The sequence below is a fragment of the Enhygromyxa salina genome (genome assembly GCF_000737335.2).
Classification (GTDB): Bacteria; Myxococcota_A; Polyangia; order Nannocystales; family Nannocystaceae; genus Plesiocystis; species Plesiocystis salina_C.
Genome location: NZ_JMCC02000027.1, coordinates 61,578 through 78,386, shown reverse-complemented (window position 1 = coordinate 78,386; position 16,809 = coordinate 61,578). Strand labels below are relative to the sequence as shown.

The 16,809-nt window shown below is 66.9% G+C and carries 15 protein-coding genes; 4 read left to right on the top strand and 11 right to left on the bottom strand.

All coding sequences use genetic code 11. The features are described 5' to 3' along the window. Window positions 1–57 precede the first annotated feature (57 nt). The 3 genes from DB30_RS41355 to DB30_RS11780 all read right to left on the bottom strand — a co-directional run bounded on the left by DB30_RS41355 (window position 58) and on the right by DB30_RS11780 (window position 3,142). Window positions 58–600 carry a hypothetical protein gene (locus DB30_RS41355; protein WP_052548507.1) on the bottom strand — a complete coding sequence of 181 codons (543 nt, stop codon included), beginning with the start codon at window positions 598–600 and terminating at the stop codon, window positions 58–60. A 44-nt stretch (window positions 601–644) separates the two neighbouring features. Next, on the bottom strand, window positions 645–1,502 hold the full coding sequence (locus DB30_RS11785; protein ID WP_165703721.1) for a lysyl oxidase family protein: 858 nt from the start codon (window positions 1,500–1,502) through the stop codon (window positions 645–647). Window positions 1,503–1,780: 278 nt separating this feature from the next. Continuing rightward, entirely contained in the window at window positions 1,781–3,142 is a 1,362-nt protein-coding gene (locus DB30_RS11780; RefSeq protein ID WP_052548505.1) for a tetratricopeptide repeat protein, read from the bottom strand. 169 nt (window positions 3,143–3,311) lie between these two features. On the opposite strand from DB30_RS11780, the gene DB30_RS11775 reads away from it, so the two are divergent. After that, the gene (locus tag DB30_RS11775) at window positions 3,312–5,357 is read left to right on the top strand and encodes a RecQ family ATP-dependent DNA helicase (RefSeq protein WP_052548504.1); all 2,046 of its coding nucleotides are present in this window, start codon (window positions 3,312–3,314) and stop codon (window positions 5,355–5,357) included. A 7-nt stretch (window positions 5,358–5,364) separates the two neighbouring features. Here DB30_RS11775 and DB30_RS42230 read toward each other — a convergent pair whose 3' ends face one another. The 3 genes from DB30_RS42230 to DB30_RS11755 all read right to left on the bottom strand — a co-directional run bounded on the left by DB30_RS42230 (window position 5,365) and on the right by DB30_RS11755 (window position 7,826). Beyond that, window positions 5,365–6,255, bottom strand: a complete 891-nt coding sequence (locus DB30_RS42230; protein ID WP_240480216.1) for a CAP domain-containing protein — start codon at window positions 6,253–6,255, stop codon at window positions 5,365–5,367. Between the two features lie 126 nt (window positions 6,256–6,381). Continuing rightward, window positions 6,382–7,491 carry a tRNA epoxyqueuosine(34) reductase QueG gene (gene queG / locus DB30_RS11760; protein ID WP_052548503.1) on the bottom strand — a complete coding sequence of 370 codons (1,110 nt, stop codon included), beginning with the start codon at window positions 7,489–7,491 and terminating at the stop codon, window positions 6,382–6,384. A 62-nt stretch (window positions 7,492–7,553) separates the two neighbouring features. Further along, window positions 7,554–7,826: an RCC1 domain-containing protein gene (locus tag DB30_RS11755; protein ID WP_146658560.1), complete on the bottom strand. Its 273-nt coding sequence runs from the start codon at window positions 7,824–7,826 to the stop codon at window positions 7,554–7,556. A 78-nt stretch (window positions 7,827–7,904) separates the two neighbouring features. On the opposite strand from DB30_RS11755, the gene DB30_RS11750 reads away from it, so the two are divergent. Then, window positions 7,905–8,270, top strand: a complete 366-nt coding sequence (locus DB30_RS11750; RefSeq protein ID WP_146658559.1) for a hypothetical protein — start codon at window positions 7,905–7,907, stop codon at window positions 8,268–8,270. Window positions 8,271–8,294: 24 nt separating this feature from the next. Here the strand turns inward: DB30_RS11750 and gspC are convergent, their stop codons facing one another. From gspC to erpA, 5 genes are all read right to left on the bottom strand, one after another. After that, window positions 8,295–9,245, bottom strand: coding sequence for a type II secretion system protein GspC (gene gspC / locus DB30_RS11745; RefSeq protein WP_052548500.1), 951 nt, complete (start codon window positions 9,243–9,245; stop codon window positions 8,295–8,297). Window positions 9,246–9,458: 213 nt separating this feature from the next. Beyond that, on the bottom strand, window positions 9,459–10,196 hold the full coding sequence (locus DB30_RS11740) for a hypothetical protein (protein ID WP_052548499.1): 738 nt from the start codon (window positions 10,194–10,196) through the stop codon (window positions 9,459–9,461). 120 nt (window positions 10,197–10,316) lie between these two features. Beyond that, window positions 10,317–11,177 (bottom strand): hypothetical protein, encoded by an 861-nt coding sequence (locus tag DB30_RS11735; RefSeq protein WP_153258294.1) that lies wholly within the window; start codon window positions 11,175–11,177, stop codon window positions 10,317–10,319. Between the two features lie 155 nt (window positions 11,178–11,332). Next, window positions 11,333–11,899, bottom strand: a complete 567-nt coding sequence (locus DB30_RS11730; RefSeq protein ID WP_052548497.1) for an NUDIX hydrolase — start codon at window positions 11,897–11,899, stop codon at window positions 11,333–11,335. A gap of 234 nt (window positions 11,900–12,133) precedes the next feature. Next, window positions 12,134–12,538 carry an iron-sulfur cluster insertion protein ErpA gene (erpA, locus tag DB30_RS11725; protein ID WP_146658555.1) on the bottom strand — a complete coding sequence of 135 codons (405 nt, stop codon included), beginning with the start codon at window positions 12,536–12,538 and terminating at the stop codon, window positions 12,134–12,136. A gap of 301 nt (window positions 12,539–12,839) precedes the next feature. Between erpA and DB30_RS11720 the strand changes: the two genes are divergently transcribed. Then, complete coding sequence (locus DB30_RS11720) at window positions 12,840–14,318, top strand: hypothetical protein (RefSeq protein ID WP_146658554.1); 1,479 nt, start codon at window positions 12,840–12,842, stop codon at window positions 14,316–14,318. A gap of 133 nt (window positions 14,319–14,451) precedes the next feature. Continuing rightward, complete coding sequence (gene ligA / locus DB30_RS11715) at window positions 14,452–16,527, top strand: NAD-dependent DNA ligase LigA (protein ID WP_052548495.1); 2,076 nt, start codon at window positions 14,452–14,454, stop codon at window positions 16,525–16,527. Window positions 16,528–16,809 lie beyond the last annotated feature (282 nt).

Sequence of the window (16,809 nt, the reverse complement as noted above, 5' to 3'; positions counted from 1 at the left end):
CCGGCGGCCGACGCGACCTACTCGCCTCGTCGGTCTGAGGCGCGAGCCTCGCTAATACTAGTTGTGGCACTCCATCCACTGGTCGCCCTTGTCTTGGATCGGCACGCAGCTGTAGCCGTCGGGGCACTCGCAGCTCTCGGTGCAGAGGATCTGGCATGACTCGGTGAACACGAAGCCGTTGAAGCCTTTGCAGGTGTAACCGGGACCGCACATGTTGAAGCTGCAGTCGTTGCCGATCTCCGATGGATCGTCGGTGAGCGGGAAGCACCCGTCTCCGTCTCCGTCCCCGTCCCCGTCCCCATCCCCATCACCGTCTCCATCCCCGTCGCCGTCTCCGTCGCCGGTGTCCCCATCCCCGTCCCCGTCTCCATCCCCGTCCCCGTCCCCGTCCCCGGGATCGCCGTCTCCGTCGCCGGTGTCCCCATCGCCGGTGTCCCCATCGCCGGTGTCCCCATCGCCGGTGTCCCCATCACCATCCCCATCCCCGCTGGCGCTCGACTCGGTCGAGGTTTCGCCTGTGGGCACGTCGTCGCCACAACCGATGAGGGCCAGGCACAGCGCCAACGACAAGGTCGAGAGTGAGGTCAATCGGGTTTGCATGGCGCCATCCTAGCCGATCAGATCTGCCGCGGCTCGCCACCCCGTCACCCGCAGGTCGAGTTGTCATTTGCCGCGATCGAGCTGCAGTCGGCCTCATCCTCGGCGCACGAGCCCGGCTGGTTGCACATCTCACATGCGTCAGCGGTCGGGTTGGCGCAGTCGGGATCGAAGGCCCCGCAGCCACAATCACACACGTCGTTGGCTCCATACGCGGGCAGCGGACAACTCCAGTCATCGGGCGGTCCGGGCGGTCCGGTGTCGACATCCGTCAGCGAGATCGGGATCAACAGCGTGTTGTCGGCGTGGTCGCTCTCTTGGATCGCAGCTTGCGGGTTCACGGTGATCTCGAGCTGGTAGTCGCCCGCCGGGATCCCCGTGATGTCGACCCACTGGCAGTCGAGCTGGCTCACGTACGCGTCGGCCCAGCCCACGCTGATCCCCTGGGTCCCGTCATCTAGCGGGTACTTGCCCGGCTCGGCGTCCGCGAGCCACGGCGCGAGGTCGATCAGCGAGAACGACATCTTGTGACCGCTGGCCACGACCTCGCCCCGCGCGTCGAGCAGGCGGTAGCCAGCGTAGTCCAAGAAGTGCCAGTGCTCGTGACAGGCGTCCCACTCGAAGCGCGCGGGCGTCAGGGTGGGGCTGCCCACAATGAAGTCTGCCGTCCCCAGGTTGGGCGTGTAGGTGGAAAAGCGCAGCAGCCGACGCTCGCCAGGCTGAGCGACGCAGCCCTCTTCGACGGCGCAGTGCTGGGGCCCAAATGACGCGGTCGTCGTCCACACCGAGTCCTCGACGAGATCGCGGGTCACCAGCACGTTGATGTTGGGCAGCGGGCCCGTGTCTCCGTCTCCGTCTCCGTCCCCGTCTCCATCCCCATCCCCGTCGGACGCGGAGCTGCTCATGTCACCGGTCATTCCATGCTCATCGCCCACCGGTTCGCGGGCGGAGCATGCGATGCCTGCAAGCGTGAGCGCCACGCCCAGCGAGCGCGCGGCTGCACGCTCGACCTTGCGCCACGACCACGTCATGGCTGGCTGCCGGCGCCGATGAACATCGCATTGATGAACACCACCCCCCCGAGCGGATCCATCGCCAACACCACGACCGCAGATTCGCAGCGCATGGACAATGGATACCACCGACGGTGCAGCGGACAAGCGACGCTCACGATCGCGCTGCTCTACAGCCCGAGCAACTTCTCGAGCGGGTAGCGGCCGGCCGCCAGCACCCAGCCAGGCACGACCACGTGCGGCCCCGTGCGGTCGTAGCCGCCCTCGACGCTCGTCCACTTGATCACCAGCGCGCCCTCGACAAGCTCGAACGCGGCCTCCAACACGCTGCTGGTTGGCACGCCCTCGTGGTCGATGTCCTCGAACTCGCCGCTGGCTTCCTCTTCGGGAAACTCGATCTCGCGCCGATAGCTGTAGGTCTCGACCAGCGCCCGTGTGCAGTAGGCCCGGTTCTCGTCGCGTGCACACACGACGGTCGCCCGGTAGTTTTCCATCTCGATCTCGTTGAGACCCATGTCCCGATCCATGCGGTCCTTACCAACGTGCATGACCAGCTGCGAGCCCTTGGCCAGCAGCGGCTCGATCGTCGACGCGCCGATCACCACGTCCTCGAACACGCCAAACGCCCCGGGGTTGTACTCGTAGAGCACCTCGGCGAACGCCGTCCAGCCCTTGTCGGTCTGCACGACCGGGAACCACGCGGCTTGAGAGGGCATGCCTTCGCTGTGAATGCTGAGCAGCCCCCAGCTCTGATCGGCACCGGGCGCGGCGATCAACGTGGGCTCGCAGCTGCACGGCTCGCCTTCTTCCATCGTGTAGTCCTCGCAGCGAGCCTCGACCACCACCTTGCAAGCCGCAGCGAGATCCGGGAGCTGAGCCGCCAGAGTCTCGAGCGGGCGGTACTCGTCGTCTGCGAGCGCCGCCGGCTGGGCGGTCGCGCTGGCGGCCACCAGCGCGTCGAGCCTGGCTTGCACGGTCGCGTTGCCGGGCCGGGCCGCGAGCGAGTCGCGGTAGTGCACGATCGCGCCCGCAGCGTTGTTGCGGTCTTCTTCGATCCGGCCAAGGTTGTAGAGCAGCATCCCGCGCTGCTTGTCCTCGCGGACGAACTTGAGCGCGCCAACGGTGGTGCGGTGGGCCAGCTCCAGATCCCCAGACCGGTAGGCCGCCCAGCCCAGCTCGCCGAGCACCGCCACATCGCTGGCGTCGATCGCCAGCGCCTCGCGGTACTTGGCCATCGCCGGCTCGTACTTCTCTTGCTTGGTCAGCGCGCGGCCCTCGTTGAGCAACGTCAGCAGCTTGCGGCGAAGGTCGCGGGCCTCGTCGGGCTTGGGCTTCGCGGGCTGGGCTTGGGGCTTCGCGTCGCCCTCCGGCTTGGCGTCTCCCTCCGGCTTGGCGTCGCCCGCGGGCTTGGTGTCGCCTTCGGGCTTCGCGTCGCGGGCCGCAACCCCGTCAGCCCCGTCCTTCGCGGCGTCACCATCGCCGGGCTTGCACGCGAACAGCAGGGTCAGACTCATGGGGAGCAGGCGTCGCATCGGGGGATCTTAGACGAGGTGGCGTGCACGGCCGCGAGCGCTCACTCACTGGTAGCGTGCCGGTATCCCTGCGTTCCGGCCGCGGTCGGCGGGCCGCGCTCGACAACGATCGCTAGTTTTTTTGCCGCGGCTTGCAACTCCCCCTCGCGGTGGCCGATACCGGACTTCGATGGCTGATCCACGCTCCGACCTCGAACCGCCTGCATGGATGGATCAGGTCCCGCTCGACGACTTCGACGAGGTGTTCGAGGACGCAGACGACCCGGGTCCAGACCCCACTGCGCGCGCCCCCCAGTGCGCGGATCCCCTGGTGCCCCTGCTCGAGGGCGGCGCGCTGGATCTCGACGCGGGCCTGCAGATCTTCGGCCACGAGCAATTCCGCCCCGGCCAGCGCGAGGCCGTGCAGACCCTCCTCGAGTCCACGCGGCTGCTCTTGGTCGCCCCAACCGGCGGCGGCAAGAGCCTGACCTACCAGCTGCCCGCCGCCCTGCTGCCCGGCACCACCTTGGTGATCTCCCCGCTGATCGCCCTCATGCACGATCAGGTGTCCAGCATGCAGGCGTGCGGGATCCCGGCGACTTTCTTGGCCTCCACCTTGGACAGCAGCGAGCTGCGCCAGCGCATGCGCGACATCGCGGCGGGGGCCTACAAGTTGGTCTACGTCGCGCCCGAGCGCCTCATGTTTGGGGGCTTTCGCGGGCTGTTGGCGCGCATCCGCGTCCCGCTGGTCGCCGTTGACGAGGCCCACTGCATCTCGGAGTGGGGTCACGACTTTCGCCCCGAGTACATGCAGATCGGCGAGTTCATCCGCTCGCTACCCGGCGACACCAAGGTGTTGGCGTGCACCGCCACGGCCACGCCGATCGTCCGCGACGAGATCCTGGCCAAGCTTCACCTTGGCGCCAACACCCCGCAGATCGTCCGTGGCTTCGCGCGGCCCAACCTGCGCCTGCGCGCGATCGAAGCCGGGCGCCCCAGCGATCGCCGCGAGCAGCTCGACGCGCTGCTGCAACAAGCGCTCGGTAAGCCAGACAGCAGCAGCCCGGGCGCCGCGATCATTTATGCCCCCACCCGCAAGATCACCGAGCAAGAGTGTGAGCGGCTGCAGAGCAAGGGCTGGCAGTGCGGGGCCTACCACGCCGGGCTCGACGGCAACCTGCGCGAGCGCGTGCAGCAAGCGTTCTCCAGCGGTGAGCTGCAGGTCGTGGTCGCAACCAACGCGTTTGGGATGGGCATTGATCGCAGCGATGTGCGGGCTGTCGTCCACTGGGCCCCACCCGGCTCGATCGAGGCCTATTACCAAGAGGTCGGTCGCGCCGGTCGTGACGGCGAGCCGGCGTTTGGCCTGATGATCTACTCGGCCCAGGATCTCCCGCTGCGCCGCCGCTTGCTCGAGTACGACATCGACGGCCGCCCCCCGGATCCCGACATCGTCGAGCACAAGTGGGGCATGTTCCTCGAGCTGATCCGCTGGGCCGAGAGCGGCACCTGCCGCCACGACGCGATCCTGCGCTACTTCGGCGACGAGGACGAGCTGTTGGAAGGCTGCGGGCACTGTGACGTGTGCGAGGCGCTCGGCGACGACGACGAGGCCGAGTTCGACGACGAGCAGACCACCTTGATCGTGCGCAAGGCCCTGTCTGGGGTCGCGCGGATCCACCAGAGGTTCGGGCTGACCGCGGCCGTCAAGCTGCTCGCCGGGGTCGACGACGCGCGCCTGCAGCGGGGCGGGCTCGATCGCGTGAAGACCTTTGGCGCGCTCTCGGAGTTCCCCGAGCACTGGGTCAAGAAGCTCATGCACCGCTGCGTCGCCGCTGGTTGGGTCGAGTACACCCCCGGTGATCGCCCGCTCGCGGTCCTGACAGAGGCCGGCCGCGAAGTCATGATGGCCACGCGGCCCGCTCGGATCGTGCTGCCGCCAACCGACCTGCCCGATCGCCGCACCAAGCCCCGCGAGCGTCGCCCTGCCAGCGACGGGACCGAGCTCGACAAGGCCGCGCAGGCGCTGTTCGAGCGGCTCCGCGCCCATCGGCTGGAGGTCTCGAAGGCCGAAGACGTGCCGCCTTATGTCGTCGCCAGCGACCGAACCTTGCGCGAGGTCGCGCTGCTGCGGCCCCGCGACCTCGCGCAGCTGCAGCAGGCCCACGGGATCGGTCCGACCAAGGCGGAGCGCTACGGCGAGGGCTTGCTCGACGTGATCCGCGAGCACGGCTGACCCGGGCCTATTTCCCGAAGGTCTGGGTCCAGTAGCTGCCGTACTGGCCGTTGCCCGACGCGTACCCAACACCGATCAGCGTGAAGTTGCCGTTGAGCATGTTCGCGCAGTGCCCATCCGAGTCGAGCCAGCCCTGCACCACGTTGGCCGGATCCGGGTAGCCAGCCGCGATGTTCTCGCCCCAAGCGCCGCCGTTGTAGCCGGCCTGGTCCAGGCGCCACCCGGGGCCGTTGCCCTGCTGGTTGGTGTGCGAGAAATAATTGTTGTCCGCCATGTCCTTTGAGTGGACTCGCGCGGCGCAGGTCAGCGCGGCTTGCCAGGTCAGCGGCCCCGAGGGTGCAAAGTTGCCTTCGCTGCCACAATTGCCGCCCTGCGCCCGGGCGGCGTTGACGAGCTCGATGACCTCGAGCTCCTTGTCGACCCACGACTGCATCCAATCGGAGACCGGGTTGCAGTAGGGGTTGTTGGGCAGCGGATCGCCATCGCCGTCGCCGTCGCCGTCGCCGTCGCCCGTGGTTGGGTCACCCGTCGTCGGGTCGCCATCGCCGTCGCCATCGCCGTCGCCGTCGCCGTCGCCGTCGCCATCGCCGGTTGTGGGATCGCCGGTCGTCGGGTCGCCATCGCCATCGCCGTCGCCTGTGCTGGGATCGCCAGTCGTCGGGTCGCCGGTCGTCGGGTTCGGATCTCCGTCGCCGTCGCCAGTCGTTGGGTTCGGATCCCCGTCCCCGTCCCCCTGCCCGCTGTCGGCGCCCTCGCCGCCGTCAGTCTCGCCAAGCGTGTCACCAAAGCCGTCGTCGAGGTACCAATCGTCGGGGTCGATGCCCGAGTAGCAGGCGCTCAACGCCGTCGCGCCCACGAGCACGACCAGGGTTCCCAAAGGCGCAATTCGACGTGACACTGAGTTCTTTTATAGCCGCCACAAATATGATTCAAGCCAAAGCTAGCTTTGGGGCGCCAATACTGGTGTGTATGGAAATAGAGTTGGGTTAGACCACACATATGGCAGTGCACTGCGTGTGCACAATTACTCTACCAACTCGACCTGTCGACGCGCGGATGCCCAGCGAGCCAGCGCGGCCAGCTCGGGCGAGGGGTCAGTCATGGCCAGTCGCAGCGCCTCGCGTTCATCCTGGCTCGCGGGGCCTTGGCCATTGCCGAGGGCCAAGATCGCGTTGCGCCGCAGCGCCGCGCGGGGGATCCGATTGAGCGCAGTCTGCTTCACGAACTGTCGATGCTGGTTGTTGCCGACGTTCGCGAGCCGAGCCAGATCGGGCACGCGCGCGTGGCCAGGCGGGGGCTCGAGCCACGCGGACGCGGGCACTCGATCCTCACGGGTGCTCGAGCGGTTGTAGGGGCAGACCTCTTGGCACACGTCGCAGCCGGCGATGCGCTGGCCCATTTGGCTGGCTAGCGGATCGGGGATCGGGCCGCGGTGTTCGATCGTGAGGTACGAGATGCAGCGGCGTGGATCGAGCTTGCCCGGCGAGTCAAACGCATCGGTTGGGCAGTGCTCCAGGCACAGCCGACAGCTGCCGCACGCGTCCCACGGCGCGCGGGTTTGATCGCGGGCATAGGTTGGGCTGCGATCCGTGCCTGTCCACCGCGCGGTCGTGAGCAGCACGGCGATCAACACGTAGCTGCCCAACCCCGGCACGATCAGGCAGCCGTTCTTGCCAAGGAACCCGAGCCCAGCCAAGACCGCGACGGCGCGCTCGAGCACCGGCTTGGTGTCGACGCAGATCAGGGTCTCGATCCCGGGCACGCGCGCGTGCAGGTGTTCGCTCAGGCGCTCGAGCCGACGGTGAAGCTCCGTGTGGTAGTCGCTCCACTGTGCGTAGCGAGCGACGGGGCCCGGCTCGCCGGCGTAGGGGACCACGGCGACCAGGGCTGACTTGGCGCCGGGGAGCATCTCGCTCGGATCCATGCGCACCGACTCGCTCCGCGACATGAACGCCATCTCACCCTCGGCGCCGCGCTCGAGGTAGTCGGCCAAGCTCGCGCGCGCGGGGGCGAAGCCGGGGTGATCCAGGCGGACCGCGCCGAGTTGGAGCAGCCCGAGCGGCTCGGCGTGGGCGGCGAGCACCGCGAGCGTCTCGTCGTCGAGCGTCGCGGGAGCGGTGGGGGTGGGTGGCACTTCGCGGAGGCTAGCAGGGTCGAGCCGCAGACGAACGTAGCCGAACGGGTTGGGTGACAGAGTCACTCGTTTGTGGGCTCACCTGCGAGCGACCAATCGGACTCCACCAGCAACGCCTCGAGCGACCACGGGGGCCCGGCCGTCCCGAGCTGCCCAGCTTCGTTGTTCCCCCAGCACCACGCCGCGCCGGCTCGAAGCGCGAGTTGACGCGAGTGCTGGGGGCCCAACGCCTCGCCAACGCCCAACGCCCGCGGCGGCCGTGGGCCACACCCCAACCCAAGCGCAACCAGGAGCAGAACCGTGGCTCGGGCGTCGAGCCCCACGGGGTCACGCATGACCTTCATGCTGCCACAAGACTGTTCCGGTCCCCGGGTCCTCCACCTGCGTCAGTTTTTTCGTACCACCAGCAACTCGTGGCACCGTCGCCCATGCGCGCGCAGCTCTGCATCACTCTGGCCCTCCTCGGCTCGGCCGCATGCGCGTCGCCGCTCGCGGCGATACCCCTGATGGCGGCGACCCAGGGTCCCCAGGCCCTCGCTGCGCCGATGGAGGACGGCTCCGTCTACGTGTTGGCAGAGGGCGGTCCGCTGACCTCGAGCGCGACGCTGAAGTCCCTGTGGCGGCGAGAGGCTTCAAAGGCCTGCGAGGGTGACTACATGGTGTTGTCAGAGCGCGACGCCGAGAGCCGCAGGGGCGGGATCGTTGGCGGGCGAAGCTACGAGGGCTTCGTCCGCTGTGTCTCCGCCGAAGGCCTGGGCCTCGACCCCGACAAGGCGTGAGTCGAACAGCTTTGGCGGATCGCGTCAGCGGATCGCGATGTGAGTGTCAAAGACCTTGCCCTTGCGCTCGACGGTCACGTCCAGGTTCGACGCGCGGCGTAGCTTGGAGTAGAGCCCGATCGCCCGGTCCATCGAGTCGAGCTTGACGCCGTTGACCGCGAGCAAGGTGTCGCCATTGTGGAGGCCGAGCAAGCGCAAGAGCGTGCCGCGTCGGAGTCGGGAGAGGCGAAACCCGCGGATGTCACCGTCCTTCACAGCTGGGACCAGCTTGGCCTGCCGGGTCAGCTGCGCGGGGTTGGCCAGCAGCTTTTCAACGAACTTCCGATCGACGGTGCAGTCGTGGCCGTTGCAGCTAATTGCCTCGCGGGCGCCGGGGATCTCCCTCGAGCCGCGCTTCTCGGGCTTGGGCTTTGATTTGGGCTTGGACTTGGACTTGGGCTGATCGGGGTTGGGAAGATCGAGCGTCCGCAGGCCCTGGTGCGTACGCAGGAGCACGCGACCGCGCCGAATCTCGGCGATCACGACGCCGGCTCGAGGCTGCTCGTTGACGCCAAATACCCCCGTGGACCTGCGCTCGCTGTCGGCGATTGATGCCATGGAGTCGAGCGGGTCCTCCGACTCCATCGTTGCGAGCAAGACCAGGGGGAGCTCGGTCGGGGCGAGCGCGACCTGGACTGGGGCGGCAGGATCTAGCGCAGGAGCCGGCCTGCACGTGGGACAAAACACGTTGTGCTTCACGAGGTCCCCATGGCTTGGCGCGCGCTCGCTCGGCACCGCAGCCGGCTCACCCGGCTGGGCTGGCTCACCCGGCTGGGCTGGCGCGCGCTCGACGGGGGCCGTGGTGGATGGACGCGCGGCGACCTCGACCAGCGCCTCTTCGGTCACCAACAGGCGGCTGGCTGTGGCCGTGGTCAGGATCGATCCGGCCAGGCCCGCCAGCGCCAGCCATCCCGCGCGGCGGACCAGGGGGAACATGGCGCGACTCGACCAGGACAGTGACATGGAATAAATGGGTGCTCCTCTCCCGCCGTGTACGGCGTGGGCTCCGAGCTGCAAGGACCTCACCGGGCGGCCTGCGTGAGGTTGACACCTGACACGCGCGCGGCGGACCAAAGCTGCGGAACCCAAAGGTAGCACACGAACGCGGCGGCCGGGTCCCCTCGAAGACCGCGCACCTGACCTCGTCCGCTAGTTGATCACAATCTCCACGCCTTCGGGAAAGGTCCCGCTTGCCTCGAAGGACTTCCACGTCGGGAACCCCGAAGGCTCATACACGAACAGCTCACACACGTCGCTGTCGCACGCGACGCACTCGTCTTCCACACCAGGACACGTCTCGGACAGCTGGATCCGCACGGTATAGTCAACGCTCTCGTAGATCTTGCGGACGTCGCACTCCGTCGCCGCATTGACGCAATCCAGCTCGGTGATGCATGCGTCGCTCAGCGTCTCGCGCTGCCAGACCGCGCCGTTCCAGGTCAGCTCGGTGCTCGCGCCTGGGTTGATGACCAAGCCCATGTCCCCGCCATCCGAGCAGCCGTAGTCACACAGGTTGGCGTCGCACGCGAACGGGTAGGCGCCTGGGTGATCGTGAAAGACGTTCTGGCCTTCGATGTCGATCTGATATTTGCCGTAGTTGCAGCCAAACTCGGACTTGGGCAGGAGGTAGGCGACCTCGGCGCTGTCGTTGCGGATCGTGATCGTGGCGGTGGACGCCGTCGGGGTGTCGTTCTCCGGCAGCATGCAGGCTGCGCCCTCGGTCTCGGTGCCCGTCGGTGCGTCTGTGGTCGAGCCGTTGGTCTCGGTCCCGTTGGTCTCGGTCCCGGCCTCCTCGCCCGCGGGCGGGTCCGCGCAGGCGCCCAGCAGGAGCGCGCAAAAGCACAGGCAGGACAATGGCAAGGTCTGGGTCGAGCGGAGCAACGACATGCTCACGAGTATCGCAGATGCGACCAGAACTCTCGACTTTGCGGCGGTGCAAGCGACGCACATGAAAAAAGACCGGTGCGTCCACATGGATGCACCGGTCCAGCCCGAGAACGCCGATGATCAGGGCGGGGTCTGATCCGTGTTGGTCAGCCAGATCCGCGAGAGCGCGTAGGCTTCTTGCGGGTGGTACCCAAGCGTGAAGACGTGGGCACCAGCTTCCCAGGTCTGGACCCACGGGTCTTCAACGTACTCGCAGTTAGGCGCCATTTGGTCGCGCCAGTTCAGCTCGCCCCATTGATACTCGGGGGCTTGCGGTCCATTGGTGCAGTCGAGCTCGAAGATCGGCACGGGCATGGGCTCGCCGTCGACCAGCGCGAAGTAAGAGTCCGCGCCCTGGTTGTTGATGCCGCGCACCCAGATGTGCCAGTCGTCATCGCAGGGGATGTCCAGATTGAACTGGACATAGGCGTTGGGCGATTGGTTGTCGTAGGCCAGGATCAGCCCTTCGCCGAGCTGGCTCATGGTCTCGTTCCAGCCCACGATCTCGTCGGCGTCGATCGCCTCGATCGCAATGAACTCGTCGCCGTTGCAGGCGCTGCCGCCCGTGTCGCCGTCGCCGTCGCCGTCACCCGTGTCGCCGTCTCCGTCGCCGTCGCCGTCACCCGTGTCGCCGTCGCCGTCACCCGACGCAGGCACGCACTCTCCGCCATCGCACATCAGCCCGGGGTCACACGCGCCACCGCCCGTGCACGGGCAGCCTTCCGAGCCAACCGGACAGCTGGTGTCAGCGTCACCGTCGCCGGCAGGGTCGCCGTCGCCGTCGCCCGTGCTGGGATCCCCGTCACCGTCACCGGTGCTGGTGTCCGTAGCCGTCTCGCTCCCCGCGGTCTCGCCATCGCCAGCGTCGGCCGAGCTGTCGCCGCACGCGGACAGGCACATGGCCAACGCGAGCGGCAACGAGAGCAACGCAGATTCAGTCATTCGTAGTGTCATCGGTGTACAAGTCTCCAGGGCCTTGGTTGCGGCGGCACTCTAGCCGAGCGGTCTGCGCTCGTCACGAATCATAGGCTCAACGACATCTAGCCCAAAAAAAATGCGCCCCAGACTACACCTCCAGATTCGAAGTGAGTCTGGGCTCAGCCGCGGATTCGCTCGATCAGATCCCACACCATCCGCGCCGTCGCCCCCCACAGCGGTGGGTCCGCGATGTTGAATTGGTGCAGGTCATAGTGCTGCCCTTCCCACTCCACGCTGCCGGTGAGCTGGTGGATCGCAGGGTCCATCAGCGTGCGCAGCGACGGCATGAGGATCCGCTCGACCTCCCCGCTCTCCCGCCGCGGTTGCCACTCCCCCTCCACGCGACCCACGAAGGGCACGATCATGTAGCCCGTAGGCGTTGGCACCGGCGTCAACCGACCGAGCACCGACACCTGCTCGCGCGGAAGCCCAACTTCTTCCGAAGCCTCGCGCAGCGCCGTGTCGAGCAGGTCACGATCCCCCGGCTCGACCTTCCCGCCCGGAAACGCGATCTGCCCCGGGTGCTGCCGGAGCGTGCTCGACCGCTCGATCAGCAGCAGGGCCGGCTCCTCGCCGACCTCGACACGATCGACCAACAACCCGATGACCGCCGCAAAGCGAAGCCGCCCGGGATCAGCCAGCTCCGCATGAACGCCCTCGAGGCGCAAACCCAAGTCAGTCAGCATGTTTCTCGTCGAGCCCAGCGAGTGCGAGAACCCACTCCCAGGCCATCTAGAGCCCATCCCAGGAGGTGGAAGGAAGCGCAAACCCGCACGGCCCCCGCTCTCCCCCCCAACCGTCAACATCGCGAGGAAGAGCCCCCTTCGAGGGGGCCACACATACCCCCGCGAACAAACTCCCCAAAGGGAGCGAGCGAAGCGAGTGACCCCGAAGTGCGAAGCCGCCTGTGGGGGTCTAAACTACACGGAAAAGCTGCTGCCGCAGCCGCAGCTGCCGGTCGTGTTGGGGTTGCCAAACTTGAAGCCGGCCCCCTGCAGCCCCTCGACGTAGTCGATCTCGGTGCCCATCAGGTACATGAAGCTCATCTGATCACACACCAGCTTCACGCCATGGACCTCGAACTCGTTGTCGCCCTCGGCGGACTCGTCGAAGAACAGGTCGTACTGGAACCCGGCACAGCCGCCGCCGATCACCTTCACGCGCAGCGAGTAGCTGTCTTCGATGTCTTCGGCCTTGCGGATCTCGGCGACCTTCTCCGCGGCGACGGTGGTCATGGTCAGACCGCCGGCCATGGGATCCATCTCCATCACATCCGGGCTGGGCGAGGTGGCCTCGGGGGTGCTCTGCGTTTGAGTCTCTGACATCTTGTTCTCTTTCGGGCGGCAACCCTTCCGTGCACGTACGAGTTGCTGGGCAAGCATGGTCCGCTGTTCGGTCGCGGTCAACTCCCCCAAACGGTGTAGACCGGCCGCATTCGCACGCGTAGAGCGAGTTGGGTCAGGTTGCGCAGGCTCCGGCTGGAGGCGGCGTCAGCCCGTGCTTGGCGCTCCAAAACCCGTGTTATCGCAGGAACTTGTGGTTTGACAGCGCGCCCAGCGTCCGCCTAGGGTGAACGCGTCCAAGCTACCCGATCGCGGGATCTGGCCCGCCCAAGACGAGTCACGAATGCAACGAATTAGCTCGATCGCGCTCACGATGACGGTGTTGACCGCCGTCGCTTGTACCAGCCGTGAAGATCGCATGCGCCAGCAGATGGCGTTCGACAGCATGACGCCCGACCCCGACGGCAAGACCGCGGACGACGTGCCGAAGATCCCGCCGCACCCAACCCGCGACGCGCTCGAGCCGGTGCTCTCGCTGCTCTACGCGGCAGACTCGCTGCCGGCGGTGCAAGAGGCGGACGACGCGGTGGCCGAGGGTCAAGACTTCGCGATCACCAACCCCGGCGTGCTCGCAATCGTCAACATCCGCTCGGGCACCAGCAAGGGCGAGCAGGCCAAGGCGATCATTCGTGGCGTCGCCGAAGCCGACGCGTTCGCGGTTCGCAACGACGCAGAGCTGTACTTTCCAGAGCAGCTCAACAAGATCAAGTACGCCTTCAGCCCCGAAGAGCGCGACCTGATCCGCGTGGTCTACGGCGATCTGCGCCTGCTCGACTTCTTCTCGTCCGAGGGCGCCGACGCGGCGATCGGCGCGCTCGACGGTGAGCTGAAGACGGCGGCGACGGAGCTCAAGGACGACTACCTGGCCCGCAAAGACGAGATCTGGGACAGCTGGATGGGCGTCAAGATGTACGCGCGCCGGGTCGTCGCCTACGACCAGCCGTTCAAGCCGGTGCTTCGCAACCTGCGCAAGACCTTCGAGATGAAGGAGCCCGAGCCGATCACCTGGGAGGCCGCGCACGACCCCGAGTTCGCCAGCTGGGCCAAGACCATCAACGGCGATGACACGCTGTTCAAGATGTTCAACAACTTGGACAAGCTGCGCGAGCAAGAGGAGTTCCGCGGCGACACCCACGCGCGCTGGGCGATGCAAGGCTCGTCGCTGATCCCCGAGGGCATCAAGGTCAAGCCAGAGGACGAGCTTGGGTTTGGGATCCACCGCGAGGATCTTGGCGGCGGCTACCAAGAGATCACCTTCGTGTTCGACAAGAAGCTGCGCGGCGACGCCCTGCGTGAGGCGTACCTGCGCTCGCTGATCTACCGCCAGGTGTTCTCGGACTTCGCAACCTTGTCCGCGGCCGGCGGCGACTTCGAGGGCGGCCAAGTCCCGGACGAGAACGACGCCGACTACGCCTACTGCGCGTCCCGCATGGCGCTCGACGGGGCGATCAACGACTTCGCCGACGCCCAGCCGCTGCTCGCCGGGCTCAAGTCAACAGAGACCAACGAGGACAAGCTGGTGACCGTCGCGGTCGAGTGCGTGCTCGATCGGATCCCCAAGGGCATCAACCGCGGCGTCGAGGGCGACGACGCCCGCCCGCCCGCGATGCACACCCGGACCGCGCTGTTCCAGATGCTGGCGCGCTTCACCAAGGTCGACGTCAACCTCGACAACATGAAAAAGGACGTCGAGAAGTCCGCCGAAGTCGAGGACGCCGAGGCGTTCCTCAAGGCCTACGACAAGAAAAAGCGCGGGCGCTGACGCGGGCTTGAATGTCCCGGGAAACGCCCGAATTCAGCCGAATTCGGGCGTTTTTGCGTGATCTACCTGGGACCACGCAGACCGCGGAATTCGCTGGCTCGCGAAGCCGCTTCGTTGGTATCGAGGTTGCGCAATGGCGAGCGCTGCGAACCCCAACGAAATCGAGTCCATGGACGAAGCCGCGATCGCTGCGGGGCTGGCAAGCTTTGACGCGGCCACGCTCGAGGCCCTGATCCGCCGGACCAACCGCGAGTACTGGGACAACAACGCGCCGTCGATCTCGGACCCGCTCTACGATCGCCTGGTCGAGTCCCTGCGCCGGGTCCAGCCCGACAACCCGGTGCTGAGCGAGCTTGGCGAGACCACGCCGGCCGGCCCGGTGATCGAGGCCGACGCGACCCGCGACATCCCGCCCGCGCAGCGGCTTGGCGCGCCGGTCCGCCACACCCGCAACATGCTCTCGCTCGACAAGGGCTACAGCGTTGAAGAGCTGGTCGCGTGGGCCAACAAATTCGAGGGTGACATCCTCGCCATGCCGAAGATGGACGGGGTCGCCTGCTCGCTGCGCTACACCGACACCGGGGAGCTGTTCCTCGCGGCCACGCGCGGCAACGGCAGCGAGGGCGAGGACATCACGATCAACGCGCTCGAGGTCGCCGACATCCCCAAGCAGCTCGACAAGCAGGCGCTCGCGGGGCTCGGCGGGAACTCGCTCGGGGTCGAGGTCCGCGGCGAGCTGTTCATGCGCCTGTCCGTGTTCCAGCGCTACAAAGATCAGTACTCCAACCCGCGCAACCTCACCGCTGGCGCGATCAAGCACAAAGAGCGGGGCCGGACCGGCGCCTACACGCTCAGCTTCTACGCCTACGATCTGCTCAACCACGGCCTCAGCCACGAGCGCGAGAAATTCCAGCTGCTCGAGCGGCTGGGGTTCAGCGTCGAAGAGTGCGAGTTCGTCCCGCGTGATCAGCTGCAGCCAAGCTTCGAGTCGTGGTCGGCCCGCCGGGCCACGATCGACTACGAGATCGACGGCGTGGTCTACCGGGCCGCCGACGTCGGCGAGCAAGCGCGGCTCGGCGAGACCGGCCACCACCCGCGCTGGTCGATCGCCTACAAGTTCCAGGGCGACACGGGAACGACCACCTTGCAAGAGGTGCTGTGGTCGGTCAGCCGAACCGGCACGATCACGCCGGTCGGTCTGTTCACGCCGATCGAGCTGTCGGGCGCGATGATCGGTCGCGCGGGCTTGCACAACCTCAACCGCTTCGAAGAGCTCGACCTGACCGAGGGCGCCACGATCGAGGTCACCCGTCGGGGCGGGGTGATCCCCCACGTCGAGCGCATGATCACGCCCGGTCCCGGCGCCAAGAAATTCGACGTGCCCAAGCGCTGCCCCGCCTGCGGGAGTGAGGCCGAGCGTCGCAAGAAGCGCGACGGCGAGTTTCTGTTCTGCTCGAAGCCGGATCAGTGCGTGTCGGCCCGGCTCGGCGAGCTGCAACACTTCGCCAAGGTCGTCGACATCCAGGGCTTCGGCCCCAAGGTCGTGACCCAGGCCGTCGACGCCGGCCTGCTGTCGAGCCCCGCGGACTTCTACACGCTCACGACCGACGACCTCGAGGGCCTCGACCGGCTCGGTCGGCGCAGCGCGCAGAACCTCGTTGATCAGGTTGAAGCCCACAAGCGCATCGAGCTGTCGGTATTTTTGCAGGCGCTGGGTATCGATCACCTGGGCAAGCAAAACGCGCTGTTGCTCGCGGAAGAATTTCGCACCCTCGCTGGCGTCCGCGGTGTCGACCGCGACGCGCTGCTCGCCGTCAAGGGCATCAAGGACGCGATCGCCGACGCGATCCTCAGCGGCCTCGAGACCCGCAGCGAGCTGATCGACGCCCTGCTCGCCCACGTGACCGTCGTTGACTTGCCCGACAAGTCCGAGGACGACGCGAGCGCCGCGCCTCCCGAGGGTGTGCTCAATGGTAAGAGCTTTCTGTTCACCGGCACGCTCGAGGGCTTCACGCGAAAGCAAGCCCAAGAGATGGTGGTGGCACACGGTGGCATAACAGGATCGGCAGTTAATAAGACCCTGGACTACCTGGTCATTGGCGCTGGCAAGGGTGCGAAGTCCAGCAAACAAAAGAAAGCAGAGCAATTGATAGAAGCCGGAACCAGCCTGCAAATCATCACTGAGGCCGACTTCCTGGCGATGCTCTGAGCTTTCACGGGCACCTTCGCCCCACGCGATCGCTGCCCACGGTGAACCAGTCTACGAAGGTGTCAGCAAGCGGGCGAGAAGCCCTCGCCCGAGCTGAAACAACTCGTCGTCACATCATTGGCTCGAACAAGGGGCATCTTGCCCCACGGCTGATTCGAACACGTCGGGACCGTCCCGTGGGCCGGTTCCTCTGTGCGCAATGGTACGCATTCGCAAAGCGCTCAGACCGCGCCGTCGCGAAATTGCAGCAACACGACCCCAGCACATCGTGCGAGGCTATGA